This is a genomic window from Limnohabitans sp. G3-2, from assembly GCF_002778275.1.
GTDB lineage: Bacteria > Pseudomonadota > Gammaproteobacteria > Burkholderiales > Burkholderiaceae_C > Limnohabitans_A.
The window spans coordinates 313,514-332,006 of record NZ_NESG01000005.1; the positions used below are offsets into that span (position 1 = coordinate 313,514).

The following is an 18,493-nucleotide window of genomic DNA, read 5'->3' on the forward strand; positions in this document are numbered from 1 at the left end:
GCTCGCCGTTCAAGCCATCACGTCGAGAAAGAAGAGCCGCAGCCGCAGGTGGAGGTGGCGTTCGGGTTTTTGATGACGAACTGTGCGCCTTGCAGGTCTTCCTTGTAGTCGATCTCGGCACCAATCAGGTACTGGTAGCTCATGGCATCGATCAGCAAAGACACGCCATTTTTGCTCATGGTGGTATCGTCTTCGTTGGTGATTTCATCGAAGGTGAAACCGTATTGGAAGCCCGAGCAACCGCCACCTTGCACAAACACGCGCAGCTTCAAATCGGGGTTGCCTTCTTCGGCGATCAGGTCGGCGACTTTGGCGGCCGCGCTGTCGGTGAAGACAATCGGGGCGGGCATTTCGGTCTGGATATTTTCAGCAAGAGCGCTCATGGTGTTTCTCCGGTTCAATGCCAAATAGTATAGCGCGCTGGTCGGGAATTACACCCCTTGGGCGCAGTAACGCTACTGCTCACATGGGCTTTGCCGGTTCACGGCATCGCGCCCCAAGCAGCCCCCCAAAAAAGCAAAAAGCCGCTGCGGCGAACCGAGCGGCTTTTTGTCGAAGCAGAAAAAGCGGATTAACGCTTGGAGAACTGCTTGCGGCGGCGGGCTGAGTGGAAGCCGACCTTTTTACGTTCCACTTCACGGGCGTCGCGAGTGACAAAACCAGCTTGGCTCAGCACGGGCTTGAGCGATGCGTCGTAGTCAATCAGGGCGCGGGTGATGCCGTGGCGCGATGCACCGGCTTGACCGGATTCGCCACCGCCGTGCACGTTGATCATGATGTCGAAAGTTTCGGCATGGTTGGTCAACATGAGGGGTTGTTTGGCGATCATGATCGAAGTTTCGCGGCCGAAGTAGGCTTGGATGTCCTTGCCGTTGACCGTGATCTTGCCAGTGCCTTTTTTCAGAAACACGCGGGCGACGCTCGATTTGCGACGGCCGGTGCCATTGTTCCATTCACCAATCATCTCAAGGCTCCTTAGATGTCCAGCACTTTAGGCTGTTGGGCGGTGTGTGGGTGCTCAGCGCCACCATACACCTTGAGTTTCTTGATCATGGCGTAACCGAGTGGGCCCTTGGGCAGCATGCCCTTGACAGCCTTCTCGAGTGCGCGGCCAGGGTGCTTGGCTTGCATGTCGCGGAAGTTGGTTGCAGTGATACCGCCGGGATAGCCCGAGTGACGGTAATACACTTTGTCGATGGTCTTGGTGCCAGTCACTTTGAGCTGGGCAGCATTGATGATGACGATGAAGTCACCGGTGTCGACGTGAGGCGTGTAAATGGCCTTGTGTTTGCCGCGCAAACGGAGAGCAACTTCGCTGGCTACTCGTCCGAGGACCTTGTCGGTCGCGTCAATCACAAACCACTCGTGCACGACCTCAGCGGGTTTGGCGCTGAAAGTTGTTGTCATGAGTTTTCTCTTAAAAAGAAAGGTTTGGCGGGTCCTTTTCCACGGTCGGTGCTCCTCTTTTGGGAGCCTCTTAGGTGGGAATTTGCGTGAGCCTTGCGGCTGTCAGCGTCTTCGCCGCGGGACCACTGAATCGCTGCGAAGCCTTCTATTATACGAAAAATCAAGGACTTGCGGGCGTTATTGGTTACCATCAAGGCATGTTCAGTTACCGACACGCTTTTCACGCGGGCAACCATGCCGATGTGCTCAAACACATCACCTTGCTCGCCACCATGCGCCACCTCATGCAAAAAGAGGCCGGCATCACCCTGATTGACACCCATGCGGGGGCCGGTTTGTACCGCTTAGACGGCGATTACTCCCAAAAAGGGGCGGAAGCCGAAGACGGCCTTTTCAAGCTTTTGGAGGCGGCAGAAAAGCTGGAGGCCCTGCCTGATCCGGTGCAGGACTACCTGGAGCAGATCGCCAGCTTCAACCCCAATGGGCAGGCCAAGATTTACCCTGGCTCGCCCTTTTTGATGCACAAATTGATGCGCCACGCGTCCCGCGACCGCTTGCGTCTGTTTGAATTGCACCCCACCGACAGCAAATCCCTGACGTCCAACATCGCCCAGCTCGAAGCCGGACGCACCGTCACCGTGAGCCGAGAAGACGGCTTTGAGGCGCTCAAAAAACTGCTCCCGCCCCCGCCATCGGCCACAGGCTCCAAGCGCGCGATGGTCCTGATCGACCCCAGCTACGAGATCAAATCCGATTACGCCAAAGTGGCCAACGTGATTCAGGAGTACCTCAAACGCTTCTCAACAGGCACGTACCTGGTTTGGTACCCCATCATCCCGCGCCCTGAAGCGCACGACTTGCCCAAGCGGCTGCGCACCTTGGCCAACCAGTCGCAAAAACCATGGCTCAATGCCACCTTGGCCATTGGCCGGGGCCCTGGCGACGAAGGCGGCTTGGTGGCCAGCGGCATGTTTGTCATCAACCCCCCCTTCACCTTGAAAGACCAGATCCGCAAGGCGCTGGACGTTGTGGGGCCGGCTCTGGCGCGTGGGTCCGGCAAAAACTGGGCGGTTGAATCGTCCTGATGGGGGCATGGGCTTCAGGGAAAGACCTGAGCCGCCACCCAAGAAGTTAACCGACCGCTTGGTCGGTTAATGGGTATACTGGCACCCGCGCCAAGATCATCCCATCCTGTTTGGCGCAGGAGACCTGCCATGTACACCCAATCTTTCAGCGTCCCGGAAGCATCCGACGACGCCAAGTCGGCCAGCCTGAAGGCGGTGCCCAAAGCCCTGAGCGCACAAGACGCTGCTTTGCAAGCCCAGTTTGACGCCCGCATCGATGCGGATGGCCGCATCGAACCCCGCGAATGGATGCCTGAGGCTTATCGCAAGACCCTGGTGCGCCAGATCAGCCAGCACGCCCACAGCGAAATCGTCGGCATGCTGCCCGAGGGCAACTGGATCAGCCGCGCGCCCAGCTTGAAACGCAAAGCCATCCTGATCGCCAAAGTGCAAGACGAAGGCGGCCACGGCCTGTACCTCTACAGCGCTGCCGAAACCCTGGGCACCAGCCGTGACCAGATGCTGGACGCCCTGCACACCGGCAAAGCCAAATACAGCTCCATCTTCAATTACCCCACGCTCAACTGGGCCGATGTGGGCGTGGTCGGCTGGCTGGTCGATGGGGCAGCCATCATGAACCAGGTGCCTCTGTGCCGCTGCTCGTATGGCCCATACGCCCGTGCGATGGTGCGCGTGTGCAAAGAAGAAAGCTTTCACCAACGCCAAGGCTACGAAGCCCTCTTGGTGATGATGCAAGGCACCGCCGAGCAAAAAACCATGGTGCAGGATGCCGTGAACCGTTGGTGGTGGAAGTGCCTGGCCATGTTCGGGCCGCCTGACGCCGACAGCCCCAACAGCGCGCAAGGCATGCGCTGGGGCATCAAGCGCATCAGCAACGACGACCTGCGCCAGAAGTTTGTCGATGCCACTGTGCCCCAAGCCAAGGTGCTGGGCGTGACCTTGCCCGACCCTGATCTCAAGTGGAACGAAGCGCGTCAAGCCCACGACTACGGCCAGATTGACTGGGACGAGTTCTGGGCCACGGTGAACGGCAACGGCCCCTGCAACAAAGAACGCTTGGGTGCACGCGTCAAGGCCTGGAACGATGGCGCCTGGGTGCGCGAAGCGGCCCTGGCCCACGCCCAAAAACAACAGCAACGTCAGATGAAGGAAGCAGCATGAGCACGCCCGCACTCAAAGAATGGCCCCTGTGGGAAGTGTTCGTGCGCAGCAAACAAGGCCTGGAGCACAAACACTGCGGCAGCCTGCACGCGTCGGACGCCGAGCACGCTTTGCAAATGGCGCGCGATGTCTACACCCGCCGCCAGGAAGGCGTGAGCATCTGGGTCGTCCCCTCGGCCAGCATCTCGGCCAGCGAGCCCAATGACAAGCCCGAGTTCTTCGATCCGGCCAGCGACAAGGTGTACCGCCACCCCACCTTTTACGTGATCCCCGACGAAGTCGGTCACATGTGAGCGGCGATGAGTGCCCCTATGAATGCCCCCATTGACTATCTCCTGCACCTGGCCGACAACGCCTTGATCCTCGGTCAGCGCAACGCCGAATGGTGTGGCCACGGCCCCATCCTCGAAGAAGACATCGCGCTGTCCAACAACAGCCTGGACTTGATCGGTCAAGCACGCATGCTGTACCAGCACGCGGCCGAGTTGCAAGGCAACGGCGCCACCGAAGACACGCTCGCCTATTTCCGCGATGTGCCCGACTTCAAAAATTACACCCTGTGCGAATTGCCGCACAGGCCTTTGATGGCCGCCACCTCAGCGGGCGACCGCGACTTCGCCACCACCATCGTGCGCAACTTTTTGTACAGCAGCCTGATGGTGCTGGCCTGGGACCAATTGCAAGCCTCCAAAGACGCGCAACTGGCCGCCATTGCCGCCAAATCCCTCAAAGAAGTGCGCTACCACCTGCGGCACTCGCGAGATTGGCTGGTGCGCCTGGGTGATGGCACCGAGGAGTCACACGCCAAAGCACAAGCCGCGCTCGACCAATTCATGCCCTACACGCAAGAGTTCTGGACGAACAGTCCCGCAGAAACGGCAGCGCTGAGCCATGGCACCGGCATCGACATGGCGGCCCTGCAAAACGACTGGAACCAGATCGTGGACGCGGCACTGCAAGAAGCCACGCTCCAGCGCCCGGCCCTTGGCGGCTTTGTGCCCACCGGCAAGCAAGGCGTCCATTCGGAGCACCTGGGTTTTGTCTTGGCAGAAATGCAAAGCCTGGCCCGCGCGCACCCGCAAGCGACCTGGTGATTCATGCCGATGGTGCCCACTGCTTTGCCCGCCTCTGCCCCCCCACGCAGCGCCGATGTGGCCCACGCTTGGGCACTGCTCGAGCAGCTGACCGACCCGGAAATCCCGGTCGTCACGCTGCGCGAGCTGGGCATCTTGCGTGAGGTGCGCACTGGCGCCGCAGGACTCGAAGTGGTGATCACCCCCACCTACAGCGGCTGCCCGGCCATGGGCCAGATCGAGGACGATGTGAAAGCGCTGCTGCAAGCCCACGGGCTGCAAGGCAAAGTGGTCACGCAACTGGCCCCGGCTTGGACCACCGACTGGATGACAGAGGCCGCCAAAGACAAGCTGCGCGCCTACGGCATTGCCCCACCGCACGCCTGTGCCAGCGCACCCACTGGCGCGGCCAACGTGGTGCAGTTTGCGGCCCGCAGTGCCAAGCCCGAGGTGGTGAACTGCCCGCAATGCGGCTCGGCCAACACCACCGAAACCTCACACTTTGGCTCCACCGCCTGCAAGGCCCTTTACCGGTGCTTGGCGTGCATGGAGCCTTTCGATTACTTCAAACCTTACTGAACTGCCTTGCAGCAGCCATGCACCATGTCCGCTCCCCGCTTTCATGACCTTCAGATTTCACGCATCAGCCCGGAAGCGGCCGGTGCCGTGGCGATCACACTGAGCGTGCCTGCCGACCTGCGCGGCAGCTTTGACTTCCAGCCCGGCCAGTTCTTGACACTGCGTGCCAGCATTGGCGGAGACGATGTGCGCCGCAGCTACTCCATCAGCTCGGCGCGCAGCCAGCTGCACAATCACGGCGTGCTCGAAGTGGGCATTCGCCCCGTGGAAGGTGGCGTGTTTTCCAATTGGGCTGCGACACAACTCCAAGCGGGCGACACGCTGCGCGTGATGCCGCCCGATGGCCGCTTTGTGGTGCAACGCCCCCGCGCCATCCACCGTGTGGGTTTTGCCGCAGGCTCGGGCATCACCCCCATCCTGTCCATCTTGTCAAGCACGCTCGAAGAGCAAGCCGACGCCAAGTTCACCCTGGTCTATGGCAACCGCCGCATGGACAGCGTGATGTTCAACGAGGCCCTGCAAGACCTGAAAGACCGCTACCCCGACCGCTTGACGCTGATCCACATCCTCTCGCGCCAGGCCCAAGAAGTGCCGCTGCTCGAAGGCCGCATTGATGCCGCCAAAGTGCAGGCCATCATCGACGCTTTTTTGCCCGTGGGCAGCATGGACGAAGTGTTTGTGTGCGGCCCCGAGGCCATGATCGAAGCCACCGAGCAAGCCCTGCTGAGCGCTGGCGTCAAACCCGAGCGCATCCGCACCGAGCGCTTCAGCTCGCCCACACTCGACGCGCTCAGCCCTGAGCAGCGCAGCCAAGCGGTGCTGGGTCACCCCGCCATCCGCGAGACAGGTGAAGTGCAACTGACCGTGGTGCTGGACGGCAAGCCATATGACATGCCGATGAACCGGAACGAGAAGATCCTGGACATCGCCTTGTCACTGGGCCTGGACCTGCCCTACTCGTGCAAAGCTGGTGTGTGCTGCACCTGCCGCTGCAAAGTCATGGAGGGCAGCACCGAGATGGAGAAAAACTTCACCCTCGAAAAACCCGAAGTCGCGCAAGGTTTCATCCTGTCGTGCCAAGCCCGCCCCACCAGCGACCGGGTGGTGATCAGCTTCGACGAGCGCTGAAGCCCTTCACGGCGGCTGCGGGGCAGGTGCGCGGGGGTACACAGTTCCTGCACCAACACACCACCCGCGCGCGTTGGCCGGCTGTTTGGCCGTCGCCCCGCCCTCAGGGCGAGGGTCTTGCCTTACTTCAAGCGCTCGACAATGTCCAAGGTCGCCGCGCTCTGGTTCATGGTGTAGAAGTGAATCGCCGGCACGCCGCCGTTGACCAGCTGCTCGCACAGGTCCGACACCACATCCAGGCCGAAGGCCTTGATCGAGGCGATGTCATCCCCATAGCCTTGCAGGCGAAGGCGAATCCAACGCGGTATTTCTGCGCCGCATGCGTCAGAAAAGCGCAGCAACTGCGAGGAGCTGGTGATGGGCATGATGCCCGGCACCACGGGCACATCGACACCCAGTTTGTAGGCGTCGTCCACAAAACGGAAATAAGCGTCGCTGTTGTAAAAATACTGCGTGATGGCCGAGTTGGCGCCCGCCTTCACCTTGGTGGCAAAGGCCTGCAAGTCGGACTCGGGCGACTTGGCTTGTGGGTGAATTTCGGGGTAGGCCGCCACTTCGATGTGGAAGTCGTCGCCCGTCTCCGTGCGAATGAAAGCCACCAAATCGCTGGCGTAGTGGAACTCCCCCCCTGCGCCATAGCCGCTGGGCAAGTCGCCACGCAAAGCCACCAGGCGTTTGACGCCCATGGCTTTGAGGGTGGCCAATTCTTCGCGCACCGAAGCCTTGGTGGCACCAATGCACGAGAAGTGCGAAGCCGCGGCCACGCCCTCAGCCAAGATGGCACTCACGGTGGAAAACGTGCCCTCTTGGGTCGATCCGCCCGCACCGTAGGTGACCGAGCAAAACTCAGGCTTGAGGGTGTAGAGCTTGTCGCGCACCACGCGCAGCTTCTCTGCGCCCTCAGGCGTTTTGGGTGGGAAAAATTCCAGGCTGATCGGCAGCTTCAAACCAGACATCACAACACCTTCAAAAATCAATCGTCGTTGGCCTTGGCATAAGCCTTGGCGGCCAGATCGGCCTCGTGCGCCACGCGCGCGGCCTCGCGTGCGGGCTGCACCGCAGCAGGGTCAGGCCAGCAGGCTTGCACAAAAAATTCGTGGTTCCCGTCACCCCCCGCAATCGGGCTGTCCAGCCAGGCCGTCACTTGCATGCCCAATTCGGTCAGTGCCGTGCGCACGCGGTTTTCGATGAACGGGAAATGCGTGTCGTCTTTCACGATGCCGCCCTTGCCCACCTGTCCCGGCTGCAATTCAAACTGGGGTTTCACCAGCATGAGCAGCTGGCCCGTGGGCTTGAGCAAATGCACCACGCCAGGCAAGACCAGGGTGAGCGAAATGAACGACACATCGCCCACCATCAGGTCAAAGCCTTCGAGCGCATCGGGGATGCGTTCGTCGCCCGGCGCCAACTCTCGCGCATTCACGCCTTCGATGCAGACCACACGCTCGTCTTGGCTGATGCGCGGGTGCACCTGGGCATGGCCCACATCCACCCCCACCACCTCGGCCGCACCGTGCTGCAGCAAGCAGTCGGTGAAGCCACCCGTGCTTTGACCCACATCCAGGCAGCGCAAGCCATCGACCTGCACGCCCGTGGCCTTCAAAGCGCCTTCGAGCTTGAGGCCGCCTCGCGAGACATAACGCGACTCGGCGTCATCGAGCAACTCCAAGGCGGCGCTCTCAGGTACCTCGTCGCGGTTTTTGACGACGGTGCGCCAAGCCCCGTCGGGCTGCTGCCAATTCACGCCCCCCGCAATCAGCCGCTGGGCTTGCGAGCGAGAAGCGGCCAGGCCACGTTCGACGAGCAGTTGGTCAATGCGCATGGCGTGGATTTCAATAACGGTAAGTGTCGGCTTTGTACGGGCCGTTCTTGGACACGCCGATGTAAGACGCTTGCTCGTCGCTCAGTTCGGTCAGCATGGCGCCGACTTTCTTCAGGTGCAAACGGGCCACCTTCTCATCGAGGTGCTTGGGCAGCACATAGACCTTGCCGGACTCGTACTGGTCTTGCTTGGTGAACAACTCGATCTGGGCAATGGTCTGGTTGGCGAACGAAGACGACATCACGAAGCTGGGGTGGCCGGTGGCGCAACCCAGGTTCACCAAGCGGCCCTTGGCCAACAAAGTGATCTTCTTGCCATCGGGGAAGATGACGTGGTCGACTTGGGGCTTGATTTCGTCCCACTGCAGTTTTTCCAGCGAAGCGACGTCGATTTCGTTGTCGAAGTGACCGATGTTGCAAACAATGGCTTCGTCTTTCATGGCGGCCATGTGCTCGTAGCGGATCACGTTCTTGTTGCCGGTGGCCGACACGAAGATGTCGCACTTGTCGGCAGCGTATTCCATGGTCACGACTTTGAAGCCTTCCATCGCGGCTTGCAAGGCGTTGATCGGGTCGATCTCGGTCACCCAGACTTGGGCGCTCAGGGCGCGCAAGGCTTGGGCCGAGCCCTTGCCCACGTCACCGTAGCCGGCCACCACGGCCACTTTGCCGGCGATCATCACGTCGGTGGCGCGCTTGATTGAGTCCACCAAGGACTCGCGGCAGCCATACAGGTTGTCGAACTTGCTCTTGGTCACCGAGTCGTTCACGTTGATGGCGCGGAACATCAGGCTGCCCTTGGCGGCCATCTCGTTCAGGCGCAGCACGCCGGTGGTGGTTTCTTCGGTCACGCCAATGATCTGCGCGCCCTTGCGGCTGTACCAGGTGGGGTCCACGGCCAGCTTGGCCTTGATGGCGTTGAACAGGCAGGTCTCTTCTTCGCTGGTGGGGTTGGCAATCAGGCTGGCGTCTTTCTCAGCGCGCTTGCCCAGGTGCATCAGCAAAGTGGCGTCGCCACCGTCGTCCAGGATCATGTTGGGGCCTTCGCCAGGTGTGCCTGCCGCGCCGAAGTCAAAAATGCGGTGGGTGTAGTCCCAGTAATCGGCCAAGGTTTCGCCTTTGATGGCAAACACGGGTGTGCCCTTGGCGGCAATCGCTGCTGCAGCGTGGTCTTGGGTCGAGAAAATGTTGCAAGAGGCCCAACGCACGTCAGCGCCCAAGGCTTGCAAGGTCTCGATCAGCACCGCCGTCTGAATGGTCATGTGCAAGGAGCCCGTGATGCGCGCGCCCTTCAGGGGCTGGGCTTTGTTGAACTCTTCGCGGATGGCCATGAGGCCGGGCATTTCGGTCTCGGCGATTTTGATTTCTTTGCGGCCCCAATCGGCCAAGCCGATGTCGGCGATCACGCAGTCAGCGTTGACGGTGGAAGGCATACGTGCATTCATGAGAAAAGCTCCAAGCAATGTGAATGAACCACACCCATGGGCAAAGCACTGAAGGGGAAAAACAGGCTCACCGCACGTCGTGTGGATGAGCGTCGTTGCTGTTGAAGTGTTCCGAGCCTCACGCCCCGCTGCCAGCTTTTGTTCAAAGCCAGGGGGCGCTGCAACGCTCCTCGGAATGCCGGATTCTATCGCAGTCTTTTCCACACGGCGGGCCTTGGACGACAAGATCCCCCGAACCGCGGGGTTGAACCCCGAGCATTTGCTAGACTGAGCCCATGCCCATGCCCATGAACACCACCGCACCATGCCCCAACCGATGCCCTTTTTGACCGACTACTGGCATTTGGGCTTGGTGGCCGCCGTGATTGGCCTCATTGCGCTGGATTACGCCAGCCGCTTCATGGTCCCGGCGCTGAAGCTCAAAACCAGCCTGAACCGAGTCCATGCGCAGCTCATCGACTTGATCGCGCAGCGCCCCTCGCAGTCCATCGACTTGGCCCAACTCAAAAGCCAGGTCATGACCTCCCCCTCGCTGCAGCACGCTTGGCAGCAATACGCCAGCACGCTCCAGCCTCAGTGGCAAGCCGCTGACGGCGGGCCTCTGGGCGCGGCGCGCCAGCGCGTGAGCCACTTGTCGCGGGCATTTTTTGGGCACATGGGGCAAGCCTCGGGCGGCGGCCGATTGGACCTGTCCAACATCGAGCAACTGTCCCAAAACGATCCCCAGCTGGCCCAGGTCTGGCGCGAATACAGCCAAGCCCTGGAGTCTTTGCAACAACTCGAATCGTCCGCGGCCACCACGGCCGGCAAATGGCAGGCCAGCAGCCACGCCGACTTGTATTTCACCGACCAGGCCTTGGTCGACACGCCATTGCAATCGAACTTCTACAAACACATCCCCGGCATTCTGACGGGCGTGGGCATCATTGGCACCTTCACGGGCCTGATCGCCGGCTTGATCGGTTTTGACGTTTCGAACCCCGAACGCGTGCAGGCCGAGTTGAGCCAACTGGTGCAAACCGTGGGCCATGCTTTTTTGGTCTCGGCCTTGGCCATCACCTTGGCCATGGTGTTCACCTGGATCGAAAAGTCGGTCCTCACGGGCCGTTACCGCCAGGTCGAAGAATTGCAGCAAGCGCTCGACACCCTGTTCACGCCCCAAGGGGGCATGCCATCGGTGGAGCGCCTGACCTTGGCCACCGAGATGCAAGCGGCGCTGTCCTACAAAATCTTGACCCAGCTGCGCGCCGCTGCCAACGGTTCACCGCAGCAGCGCTGACACCCGATGCTCGGCTCCCGAAGAACGCCTGCCAAAAGGCACCGCGACGAGGCAGAAAAACCCTTCTGGATCTCGTTCTCCGACCTCATGACCGCGCTGATGGTGCTGTTTCTGGTGGCCATGGCGGTGGCCCTGCTCAGCGTCACACAAGGCCTGCGCAAGATGGACGAAGGCCGGGCCCAGCGCGACACCGCGATCTCGGCTTGCCTGGACGGCATTCGCGAGATCACCCGGCAAACCAGCTTTCCCGGCTTGAAACTGCGCGGCCAAACGCTGGAGTTCGGGTCTCTGGCCGAATTTCCCAAAGACAGCAACGAACTCGACGCCCAGCGCGCCAGTGACTTGCGCGGGTTTGTGCCCCACATGCTGCACATCGCCCGCACGCCCGAATGCCAGAACTGGCTCAAACGCTTTGTGCTGGAAGGCTATGCCAGCCCCGAAGGCTCCTACCTCTACAACCTCAACCTGAGTCTGGAACGCTCGCAGCGCGTGCTGTGCGTGCTGCTCGACAAGCAATCGGCAAACGCCCTGAGCCCGGAAGACCGCCACGCCATCCGCGAGCAGTTTTTCGTCGGTGGCTCCTCCTTCAACTCGGCCATCCTGAACCAGCCCGAGAAAAGCCGACGGGTGGAGCTGCGGCTGGAATTCAAAGAGCTGCGCCCCCGCTGCGAGGCCGGCACCGCCGACTGCGAGGCCGACGACCTGCACCCCTTGCCCTGGGACGACGACGCCAAATGCCCTGCGGCCCCACGATAAGCCGGCACCCCAGCGCCCAGTCCAGGCGGCACGTGGCCCGGTAAAATCAGCACTTTCGCCAGCCCGCCCGGGCCTGGCCAGCACGGCGGCCCTTGGCCGACCGCACGATTTCAGGACCCCTTGTGACCTACGCCCACGAAACCCGGCGCCGCCGGACGTTTGCCATCATTTCGCACCCCGACGCGGGTAAAACCACGCTGACCGAAAAGCTGCTGCTGTTCTCGGGTGCGATCCAGATCGCCGGCTCGGTCAAGGCACGCAAGGCCTCGCGCCACGCCACCAGCGACTGGATGGAAATCGAAAAGCAACGCGGCATCTCGGTGGCCTCCTCGGTCATGCAGATGCTCTACCGCGAGCACGTCATCAACCTGCTCGACACGCCTGGCCACAAAGACTTCAGCGAAGACACCTACCGGGTGCTGACCGCCGTGGACTCGGCCCTGATGGTGATCGACGCGGCCAACGGCGTGGAAGCTCAAACCCGCCGCCTGATCGAGGTCTGCCGTCAGCGCGACACGCCCATCATCACCTTCGTCAACAAGATGGACCGCGAAGTGCGCGACCCGCTGGACATCCTGGACGAAGTCGAGCGCGAGTTGGGCATGCCCTGCGTGCCCATGACCTGGCCTGTCGGCCAAGGCAAATCCTTTGGCGGCATCGTCAACCTGCGCACACAGGCCATGACGGTGTTCGACTCCGGCAGCGAACGCTTGCCACAAGACTTCGAAACCATCCCGCTGACCGAACAGGCCCAACTGGCCGAGCGCTTCGGGCTGGAATGGCAAGCGGCCATGGACAGCATGGAGTTGGCCACCGGCGCATCGCCCGCGTTTGACGAAGCGGCTTTTTTGGCCGGCAAGCAAACGCCCGTCTTCTTTGGCTCGGGTGTGAACAACTTCGGTGTGATGGAAGTGCTGGACGCCTTGGTCGACCTGGCCCCGCCACCACGCCCGCGCACCAGCTCGGTGTGGGTGAACAAGCAGCCCGTGGTCAAAGAGATTCAGCCCGAAGACAGCGCGTTCTCGGGCGTGGTGTTCAAGGTGCAGGCCAACATGGACGCCAACCACCGCGACCGCATCGCCTTTGTGCGCATGGCGTCCGGCAAATACACCCCGGGCATGAAACTCAAGGTGCAGCGCACCGCCAAAGAACTGCGCCCCACCAGCGTGGTCACCTTTTTGAGCCAGCGCCGCGAAGCGGTGGACGAAGCGTATGCCGGCGACATCATCGGCTTCACCACCCACGGCGGCGTGCAGCTGGGTGACACGATCACCGATGGCGCGAACCTGCTGTTCACCGGCCTGCCGTTTTTTGCACCCGAGCTCTTCATGACGGTGATTTTGAAAAACCCCCTGCGCACCAAGCAACTGCAACAAGGGCTGGACCAGTTGGGCGAAGAAGGCGCGATCCAGGTCTTCAAACCTGAAATCGGCGGCCCCATGCTGCTCGGCGCTGTGGGTCAATTGCAGTTTGAAGTGGTGCAGCACCGCCTGAAAGCCGAATACGACTGCGACGTCCGACTGGAGGGCTGTCAGTACACCGGCGCCCGCTGGATCACCGCCGACACCCCGGCCGAACTGCGCGAATTCACCAACGCCTACCCGCAGCGCATGTCGCTCGACGCGGCAGGCACGCTGGCGTATTTGTGCACCTCGCCATACGATGTGCGCCTGGCGCAAGAACGCTTCCCCAAAATCCACTTCCACCCGCTGCGCGAGCACGCCGGTTTGGCGCTGGGCTCGGCGGGTTGAGTCTCATGCGCCCGCTGGCCCCATGGGCGCCGCGCCACATCCTCGGCGTCTTCACCGACATCGACGACACGCTGACCACCGATGGCGCCATCACCCCTGAGGCCCTGCAAGCGCTGGCGGATCTGAAAGCCGCCGGTCTGCACGTGGTGCCCATCACCGGGCGGCCTGTGGGTTGGAGCGAGGCGTTTGCACAAAGCTGGCCGGTGGATGCCATCGTGGCCGAAAACGGGGCGGTGGGGCTGCAGCACACCGCCGCGCAGGGCCTGCGCAAGCTGTACCAACAAGACGCCGCCACTCGGGCAAGCCACTTTGCACGCCTGCAACAGGTGCTGGCGCACATCGAGCAGCGCATCCCTGGCGCTCGCCGATCTCAAGACAGCGCTGGGCGTGAAACCGACATCGCCATCGACCACAGCGAGTTCACGCAGCTGCCGCAGCACGCCATCGAGGAAGTGGTGCGCCAGATGCAGGCCGCAGGCATGACCGCCACCGTCAGCAGCATCCACATCAATGGCTGGTTGGGCACGCATAGCAAACTCACCGGCGCACGCTGGATCGTGCGCGAGTTGTGGGGGCGCGATCTGGATGCCGAAATCGAGCGCTGGGTTTATGTGGGAGACTCGACCAATGACCAGGTGATGTTTGAACACTTCCCGCACAGTGTGGGTGTGGCCAACATCCGCCGTTTTGAGTCGCAGCTCACCCACCCGCCGCGCTACATCACGCCCAGCGAACGTGGCGCAGGCTTTGCCGAATTGGCCAGGCACCTGCTGACGCGTCTGCGCTGAAACTCCGTTAAACCCCCTTCGTGGCCATCTGCGCGATACACACACACACACCGACTGGACCTGCGCATGAACGCCCCCACCCTTTTGACCTGGTCTGAAAAAGACACCCCACGCGCTGCTTTGTGGCGCTCCGACCAAGTGCTGCCCAAAACCGTGGTGTTGGCCGACGACACCATGAGCGCCGACACGGCCTACCGCCTGGCTTGCGCGGGCACAGGCTTGCTGTGGCGCAGCGACTTTCAGAATGCGCGGCAAATGCTGCAAGCGCTGACACGGCGGATCGACAAACCCAAAAAGGTTCGCGCCAAAAAGCAAGATCCCAACGCGCCCGTGATCGCCGGCGCGGCCTTCCACACCCACCGCCAGGCGCAAGCCCAACGCACACGCATCCTGAGCCAGGTCTTGATTGAACTCGATGGCGACTATGGCATTGACCTGCGCCGCGCCCCCGATGCCAAAGCGGCCTGTGTACAAGCCTTTGGAGCCGCCCCTGGACAAGCCTCGGTGATCTCGCTGCGCAGCTTGCAAGGCGTGATTGGTGCGTTTGAATGGCGCAAAAATGGCGTAGAGGTGCCCGCCATGGGCGAAGCCTTGCGCATTTACCCGCACTACGGCGTGTTCTCACCGGTGCGCGGCGAATATGTGGAACTTGTCGCCAAAGCCCCGCTGCCCGAAGCGCTCAAGACCCATTCTGTGGCCTTTGACATTGGCGTGGGCACCGGCGTTTTATCGGCGGTCTTGGCGCGCCGTGGTGCGGCGCAGGTGGTGGGCACGGACCTGTCCGAACGCGCCTTGGCCTGCGCCTTGGACAACCTGCAACGCTTGGGGCTGCAAAACCAAGTGCAACTGGTGCCCACCAGCTTGTTCCCAGAAGGCCGAGCGGCCGTGGTGGTGTGCAACCCGCCTTGGCTGCCCGCCCGCCCCACCACCTTGCTGGAACAAGCGGTGTACGACGAAGGCAGCCAAATGCTCAAAGGCTTTTTGAAGGACCTGCCCGAGCACCTGTGCGATGGCGGCGAAGGCTGGCTGATCTTGTCCGATCTGGCCGAACACCTGGGCCTGCGCACACGCGAAGCCCTGTTGGGCTGGATCGCGGACGCGGGCCTGCAGGTGCTGGACCGCATGGATGTGAAGCCTGTGCACGCCAAAGCCCAGGATGCCACCGACCCGCTGCATGCCGCACGCTCGGCCGAAGTCACCTCACTCTGGCGCTTGGGCGTGGCAAGCTAAGCCCGCCCTTCGGCCGCAGGTGGGGGCCTTCCACCACAGTCAAAAGACAGGTGCCCATCGCATCCACTTCAACGGCCATCGTGGGCGCGAGCCCCTGCTCGCGAATGCTGGAACCACCGCTCGCACTCCAAACAGGCCTCAGCACCGAACGACCATTCGGCCGCAGAGGCGGCCCCTACAAAATCCGTCATTCAACACTCGCAATACCCACCCCATGGCTCAAGCCCACGCTGCTGCCGATCTTGATGCCGTTGGCCGCTGCTGCACCAAGGTTGGTTTTGCCGTCGGCACCTGCCAGCAAGGCGCATGAGCAGGCCACATCGCTGGGCTGAACCCCCGCAACAAATGCAGCTTCAATCTGGGCCCATGGCAGGACTTAGGCCAGAGCCACCAGTCGGTGACTCATATCGATCATCTGATCGAGGCGGCTGCATAAAAATTTGGGCGTATTTGCGATGGTGTCCGCCATGTTAAATACACTCCAGGAACTACCCCAGATCAAATCGAAACTTGAGAGTTTCGGACACCAACAACTGCACTGCGTGCCAGTTGCGGACATTTGGCAGAGACAACTACATGAGGCTTATAAAGGGGCATAGATAGGCCTCATTTTTGAATATGGCCAAGCCAATCAAGGTAGAACTTTGAGCAGATGTGCGTTTTGATCGTATTTCATCAGGTAATCACTGATGCGCTCGAAGGTCGCTGTCACAGGTTTTCCTGGATGATCTGTTGTGGCTACCTCTGCACTGAAAATCGAACCCAGCATCAATTTAAAGGGATTGACTTCTACAGCTTGCGCAACAAAATATTTTTGCGCCACTTCTTTTAGCTTATGAATATCCGTTGTTTGATAAATTGCAGAATTGATGACATCGAGTGTGAATTCCGTACAGTTTTGACGTCCTTGGGTAAATGGATTGGCAATGACCGAATAGCGCGGCTCATGCAATTTTTTGTAATCTGAAGATGCGATGACCTTGAGTAAACGCTGCTGGAGTTCGGCAGAAGGGATGAGTATTCCAGCCTCCAATTGCGCAACGCCAGAGAAAAAATCGACCGGAAAATCTTGTACCAAGCGGCTTTTGTCTGGCTGGTCATCGTATTGATAAAGATTGTAAATTGAGTACCCCGGCAGAGTGCGTCCATCGGCCGTCTGGATGCTGGAGTAGACGATGAAGGCCGCGTGTGTGAAATGCATGCCGGGAGGCATTTCAGACAACGGTCGCCCCATGCGCGCCAGGATGGCGACATGCACCCCTTTTGCAGCCAAGGTTTGCTCGACTTTTTTTGCAAAAGCGATGATTTTTTCTGCCTCGAAACGATTCGTTTCCCCTGCAAAACTGCCCGCAGAACTGAATCCAGCAGCAGCCCAAGCGGTTGAACAAAAAAACCAAAAACCAAAAAAGCATGTGAAGAGTAAGCGCATGATGTATCTCAATTGGTGGGGGTATTGTGGATTTGAAGCGCTTTGTTGGGCGGCAAAATCGAGATGGTTTCATCGGTGATAGGCAGTGGTTTGCCTACGGATCGGGATGCCGCATCGACCAGAGCCCCACCGGATTGCACTGCAGCACCTCCCGCCCCCAAAGCAATCAGTCCACTGGCCAAAATTGGGGTGGCGATGATGCCAGATGCCAATTGACCCGTAGCTGCCAAACTGTGACCTGCGCTCGCGCTGGTGTTGCCACTCGCCTGAGTGCCTGCCCTGACCGCCTGACCAGCATGTTCTGCTGGATTTGCAAAAGCCACGGCCGTCCAAATGGATAAACCTAAAGGCCAGGCGCTTGAAAAAGTTATTGATTTCATGTTGATTTCCTCTCCTTAAAAAATATGCTTTTGGACTACGCCAATCTCCCATTCATTAGCCATTCAACATGTTGGTGCCCAAGTTGATGCCGCTGCTGGAGACGCTAGTTCCCATGATGATGTTGATGACCCCGTTGAATTGGACGTCGAACTGGCTGTAAACGTTGCGGCTGATGTCGCCTGCGCTTGGGCCTGGATGTTGACTTGCCGAAAGCCATTGACTTTGCTCAAGATGGTGGGCTGTGGGCTACCGGGGTCGCTGCGGTCAGCAAAAATTTGTGTCCATGCCTGCGATGGCACGGACCATGCCAGGCCCAATGCGATCCGTAGTGCGCGAACCGTTTGCGGCAGACCCGGCGTGCACCCCCGTGCTGGAGTGGGTGACTTTGTCTTGCTACCGATGAAAGACATTAAGGACACTGGTACCCGCGCTTTGCCGTCTATGTTCACGTAGCCCATGTCGCTCTTTCACTTGCCCTGCGGATTGTTCTTGAGCCAATCGAACATGATCGATTGCGTCTGCGGTTTGGTGATGTATTTTTCCAATGCGTGGTAATAGTTAATTCCGTAAACAATCGCACCACCACCCAAACCACCACCCAAACCACCACCCATAAGCGCAGCCCCATAGGTGTACAAACTCCCCCCACCCGTTGTAGGCGCGAGTGCAACGCCTGCTACTGCGCCACCAACAAGTGCGGCACCAGAGCCCAGTACCCAGAGCTTCGGATTGGTCACCGGATCCCGCCAATCATTGACCTGGCCAAGGTAAGCGGCCCCCGCGCTGCTCACGCTCTGGCGCATGATGCTGTTGCTCACCGGCGAGCCCAGTGACACAAAGCTCAGGTTTTCATAAGCCTTGCCGTACAGCGCACCCGCTTGCAACGCCTTTCTTGCGTCTTCGTTGCCCGCACTGTGTGTCACCACCAGCGTCGGCCCCTGTGCGTTGAGCGTTCTGTAGGTGTATTCGTTGAGCACGTCCTTCTTGCTTAGACTGTTGGGCAAGTATTCGCCCACATCCTTGTCCAAGCCTTGTGTGCTGTTGAGGATGAAGCCCGTGTTCTCGCCCCCCAGCACCTTGGACAAAGCTTGCGCACTTGCAGCTGCAGTCTCAGGCTTGTTTTGCATGCCCGTTTGCACGAATACCCGCGCTTTGCCGTCTATGTTCACGTAGCCCATGT

Annotated in this window: 19 protein-coding genes and 1 riboswitch; of the genes, 11 read left to right on the forward strand and 8 right to left on the reverse strand. The window is 60.4% G+C overall.

The genetic code is table 11. From position 1 onward, the window contains the following. Positions 1-17: 17 nt before the first annotated feature. The 3 genes from erpA to rplM form a co-directional block, all read right to left on the reverse strand. Positions 18-383, reverse strand: a complete 366-nt coding sequence (gene erpA, locus B9Z31_RS10090) for an iron-sulfur cluster insertion protein ErpA (RefSeq protein ID WP_100119426.1) — start codon at positions 381-383, stop codon at positions 18-20. Between the two features lie 188 nt (positions 384-571). Beyond that, positions 572-964: a 30S ribosomal protein S9 gene (gene rpsI, locus B9Z31_RS10095; RefSeq protein ID WP_100119427.1), complete on the reverse strand. Its 393-nt coding sequence runs from the start codon at positions 962-964 to the stop codon at positions 572-574. A gap of 11 nt (positions 965-975) precedes the next feature. After that, positions 976-1,407 (reverse strand): 50S ribosomal protein L13, encoded by a 432-nt coding sequence (gene rplM / locus B9Z31_RS10100; protein ID WP_089953382.1) that lies wholly within the window; start codon positions 1,405-1,407, stop codon positions 976-978. A 197-nt stretch (positions 1,408-1,604) separates the two neighbouring features. Between rplM and B9Z31_RS10105 the strand changes: the two genes are divergently transcribed. From B9Z31_RS10105 to B9Z31_RS10130, 6 genes are all read left to right on the forward strand, one after another. After that, positions 1,605-2,492 carry a 23S rRNA (adenine(2030)-N(6))-methyltransferase RlmJ gene (locus B9Z31_RS10105; protein WP_100119428.1) on the forward strand — a complete coding sequence of 296 codons (888 nt, stop codon included), beginning with the start codon at positions 1,605-1,607 and terminating at the stop codon, positions 2,490-2,492. A gap of 129 nt (positions 2,493-2,621) precedes the next feature. Then, positions 2,622-3,653 (forward strand): 1,2-phenylacetyl-CoA epoxidase subunit PaaA, encoded by a 1,032-nt coding sequence (paaA, locus tag B9Z31_RS10110; RefSeq protein WP_100119429.1) that lies wholly within the window; start codon positions 2,622-2,624, stop codon positions 3,651-3,653. Next, positions 3,650-3,946, forward strand: a complete 297-nt coding sequence (gene paaB / locus B9Z31_RS10115; RefSeq protein ID WP_100119430.1) for a 1,2-phenylacetyl-CoA epoxidase subunit PaaB — start codon at positions 3,650-3,652, stop codon at positions 3,944-3,946. The genes paaA and paaB overlap by 4 nt, the downstream gene beginning before the upstream one ends. A gap of 18 nt (positions 3,947-3,964) precedes the next feature. Continuing rightward, positions 3,965-4,747: a 1,2-phenylacetyl-CoA epoxidase subunit PaaC gene (paaC, locus tag B9Z31_RS10120; protein ID WP_100119431.1), complete on the forward strand. Its 783-nt coding sequence runs from the start codon at positions 3,965-3,967 to the stop codon at positions 4,745-4,747. A 3-nt stretch (positions 4,748-4,750) separates the two neighbouring features. Then, the gene (gene paaD / locus B9Z31_RS10125; protein WP_369804687.1) at positions 4,751-5,305 is read left to right on the forward strand and encodes a 1,2-phenylacetyl-CoA epoxidase subunit PaaD; all 555 of its coding nucleotides are present in this window, start codon (positions 4,751-4,753) and stop codon (positions 5,303-5,305) included. Positions 5,306-5,329: 24 nt separating this feature from the next. Then, positions 5,330-6,433: a 2Fe-2S iron-sulfur cluster-binding protein gene (locus B9Z31_RS10130; RefSeq protein WP_100119433.1), complete on the forward strand. Its 1,104-nt coding sequence runs from the start codon at positions 5,330-5,332 to the stop codon at positions 6,431-6,433. 122 nt (positions 6,434-6,555) lie between these two features. Here the strand turns inward: B9Z31_RS10130 and metF are convergent, their stop codons facing one another. Genes metF through ahcY form a run of 3 tightly spaced genes read right to left on the reverse strand, consistent with a single transcriptional unit; the run spans position 6,556 to position 9,699 of the window. Next, positions 6,556-7,389, reverse strand: coding sequence for a methylenetetrahydrofolate reductase [NAD(P)H] (metF, locus tag B9Z31_RS10135; protein WP_100119489.1), 834 nt, complete (start codon positions 7,387-7,389; stop codon positions 6,556-6,558). 17 nt (positions 7,390-7,406) lie between these two features. Further along, a complete protein-coding gene (locus B9Z31_RS10140) occupies positions 7,407-8,255 on the reverse strand; it encodes a TlyA family RNA methyltransferase (RefSeq protein WP_100119434.1) in 849 nt (282 codons plus the stop codon). 10 nt (positions 8,256-8,265) lie between these two features. Beyond that, positions 8,266-9,699, reverse strand: a complete 1,434-nt coding sequence (gene ahcY / locus B9Z31_RS10145) for an adenosylhomocysteinase (RefSeq protein ID WP_100119435.1) — start codon at positions 9,697-9,699, stop codon at positions 8,266-8,268. A gap of 80 nt (positions 9,700-9,779) precedes the next feature. After that, positions 9,780-9,877: riboswitch (S-adenosyl-L-homocysteine riboswitch) on the reverse strand. A 126-nt stretch (positions 9,878-10,003) separates the two neighbouring features. Here ahcY and B9Z31_RS10150 point away from each other — a divergent pair. The 5 genes from B9Z31_RS10150 to B9Z31_RS10170 all read left to right on the forward strand — a co-directional run bounded on the left by B9Z31_RS10150 (position 10,004) and on the right by B9Z31_RS10170 (position 15,503). Continuing rightward, complete coding sequence (locus B9Z31_RS10150; RefSeq protein ID WP_100119436.1) at positions 10,004-10,978, forward strand: hypothetical protein; 975 nt, start codon at positions 10,004-10,006, stop codon at positions 10,976-10,978. 6 nt (positions 10,979-10,984) lie between these two features. Then, entirely contained in the window at positions 10,985-11,734 is a 750-nt protein-coding gene (locus B9Z31_RS10155) for a flagellar motor protein MotB (protein ID WP_143473840.1), read from the forward strand. 122 nt (positions 11,735-11,856) lie between these two features. Next, entirely contained in the window at positions 11,857-13,485 is a 1,629-nt protein-coding gene (locus tag B9Z31_RS10160) for a peptide chain release factor 3 (protein WP_100119438.1), read from the forward strand. Positions 13,486-13,490: 5 nt separating this feature from the next. Then, positions 13,491-14,273, forward strand: a complete 783-nt coding sequence (locus tag B9Z31_RS10165) for an HAD-IIB family hydrolase (protein WP_100119439.1) — start codon at positions 13,491-13,493, stop codon at positions 14,271-14,273. A 66-nt stretch (positions 14,274-14,339) separates the two neighbouring features. Further along, positions 14,340-15,503, forward strand: coding sequence for a class I SAM-dependent methyltransferase (locus B9Z31_RS10170; RefSeq protein ID WP_100119440.1), 1,164 nt, complete (start codon positions 14,340-14,342; stop codon positions 15,501-15,503). A gap of 631 nt (positions 15,504-16,134) precedes the next feature. On the opposite strand, the gene B9Z31_RS10175 is transcribed toward B9Z31_RS10170, so the two are convergent. Together B9Z31_RS10175 and B9Z31_RS10185 are read right to left on the reverse strand one after the other, a co-directional pair. Continuing rightward, positions 16,135-16,932, reverse strand: a complete 798-nt coding sequence (locus B9Z31_RS10175) for a DUF2145 domain-containing protein (protein WP_100119441.1) — start codon at positions 16,930-16,932, stop codon at positions 16,135-16,137. An 848-nt stretch (positions 16,933-17,780) separates the two neighbouring features. Beyond that, positions 17,781-18,491 carry a hypothetical protein gene (locus tag B9Z31_RS10185; RefSeq protein WP_100119443.1) on the reverse strand — a complete coding sequence of 237 codons (711 nt, stop codon included), beginning with the start codon at positions 18,489-18,491 and terminating at the stop codon, positions 17,781-17,783. Positions 18,492-18,493: the final 2 nt, after the last annotated feature.